This is a genomic window from Novosphingobium clariflavum (assembly GCF_026420865.1).
GTDB classification, from domain to species: domain Bacteria; phylum Pseudomonadota; class Alphaproteobacteria; order Sphingomonadales; family Sphingomonadaceae; genus Novosphingobium; species Novosphingobium clariflavum.
This window is the reverse complement of sequence record NZ_JAPCWC010000071.1, coordinates 1-1,971: the sequence shown is the minus strand read 5'-3', so window position 1 is coordinate 1,971 and position 1,971 is coordinate 1. Positions and strand designations below refer to the sequence as shown.

The 1,971-nt window shown below is 63.4% G+C and carries 2 protein-coding genes; both read right to left on the bottom strand.

The features are described 5' to 3' along the window. Window positions 1-64: 64 nt before the first annotated feature. On the bottom strand, window positions 65-1,273 hold the full coding sequence (locus tag OKA11_RS24250; RefSeq protein ID WP_267225171.1) for an acyl-CoA dehydrogenase family protein: 1,209 nt from the start codon (window positions 1,271-1,273) through the stop codon (window positions 65-67). Between the two features lie 13 nt (window positions 1,274-1,286). Next, the coding region (locus OKA11_RS24245; RefSeq protein WP_267225169.1) for an ABC transporter substrate-binding protein at window positions 1,287-1,971 on the bottom strand (685 nt) is incomplete at its 5' end.

Sequence of the window (1,971 nt, the reverse complement as noted above, 5' to 3'; positions counted from 1 at the left end):
CACCCTGTCCAGAAAAGCGGGACCACCTCACAATTTCGACCCCTTCATTGGACCGAAACCCAGATTAGGAGCGCGCCGGCCTTAAGCTCGCAAGCTCGTTCGCGACCACACCGCTGACAAGATAATTCCCGATCTGTGCGGCCTTGTAGATCACGGGATTGTGCGAAGACACGGTACGTGCGTTGCGCCAATGGCGATCGAGGTCGAGCGCGGTATCCGTGGAAGAAGCGCTACCGGCATCAAACAGTAGCCAGGCACTTTCGCCTACAAGCCGGGTATTTGAGATTTGTGCCGATGCGGCGCCGATCACAGCCTGGTCGAGTGCGTCACCGACCTTGGAGCCTTGTATGTACTTCTCGAGATCGAGCGCAAGCTGGCGAGCCGTAGCGCGCGCTGCATAAGCGCGGCTCTCGGTCTCTCCGACGACGGCGAGGACTTGATGATCCTTGCTTGGCTCCGATGTGGCGGCGAGCGGGTAGGATCGCGTGCGCCCGCGCACCGTTTCGGCAATGTCCGCCGATATGCGCTGCGCAATGCCCGCTTGCGTCGATACGTGCACGAACTGGTAGAAGGCTTGGATATACCGGAAGGCATCCTGATCGGCATGAATGAAGACATGTTCTGGGAGGACAGGCACCCGATCGAAGATTGCGGTGCCGCTGGCAGTCAGGCGCTGACCGAACCCCTGCCAATCGTCGAGTATGGTGAGCCCAGGACTGTCGCGGGGAACCACCACTTCGGCAAAGCCCTGCTCCTGCGGAACCAGAACGTTGATCCAGTCCGCGAACAGGCTCCCGGTGGTGTAATACTTTTCACCAGATAGCCAGAGTCCCTCGTCATCCTCCACGAGCCGAGTGCGGATGTCGAACAGTGTCGATGCCGCGCCATCGGGCCGCGCCTTTTCCGAGGCGGCCGGGCCGAACAGCGCGCCGTTGCCGGCAGAGCGCAGCAGCGCCTCGGAAGCCGGTGTGCGGGGCCACAACCGCAGAAGTTCCACGAATCCGAGATGACCGCGAAAGATCTGCGCCAGATTGGAGTCGGCAGCGGCGAGCGCGATGAGGACTTCTGCCAGCTCGGCAATGGTCGCACCCCCGCCGCGATAGCCGGCGGGGACCCGCAGAGCCCCCAGGCCTGCCGCAAGCAGGCGGTTGACGAAATCGACGGGCAGTTCGCGTTCCAGATCGCGGTGGGCAGCGCCGGGTGCCAGTTCGGCGATGATCTCGTCGATGGTTTCAGGCCGCGCGTCCCGCAAGGCGGTGTCATGAGTGGACATGGCGATGGTCCTTTCAGTTCCGGGCGGTAGTGGCGGTCTTGACCGGCCAGGGTTTGATCGGGGTCTGTTCCCAGACGCTGAAGGGCGCGGCGTCATCGACCACTTCCTTGCCGCCCGCGACATGGCCCTGGAACGCCCAGGTGTTCGCCTGTCGCGGCTGCCCGACATTCTGTGCGGCGGAGGGCACGGTGAAGTCGATCGGGTGCAGCAGGGTGGAGCCGATGTCGGGGCCGAAATCCCTTGCTGCCGTCACGTACTTGCGGAAGCCGTCCACGGTGACCGCTTCGAGCTTGCGGGCCACTTGCGCGAAGGTCCAGACCGCGTACCAGTCAGTGGTGACCGAACCATCGGTCGGGCTCGTGACTTTGCCTTCGGGGTCGTACTTCGCAAGCTGGCGCAGGTACTCCTTCCAGACCGGGAAGCGCTGTGCATCTTCTCCCTTTTCGAGCGCCACTGAATTGGCAAAGGGCGCGGCGCTGAGCGCGGCCAGCGTGGCGTTCTCGATCACGTTGTTGCTGCCGACGAAGGGAATGGTCAGACCCTGGGCCGAGGCGGCCTCGATCAACTGGGTCTGCTGCGCGGGAGGATAGAGCATGCCGCCCCAGACGTCTGGCTTGAGGCTGCGGATACGGGCGATATAGGGCGCGAAGTCGGTGGTCGCGGGCGGGATCTCGATGATCGTCACATTGTCCACACCG

Coding starts and splice junctions, on each gene's coding strand:
- OKA11_RS24250 (WP_267225171.1), bottom strand. CDS start 1,273: ATGTCCACTCATGACACCGCCTTGCGGGACGCGCGGCCTGAAACCATC.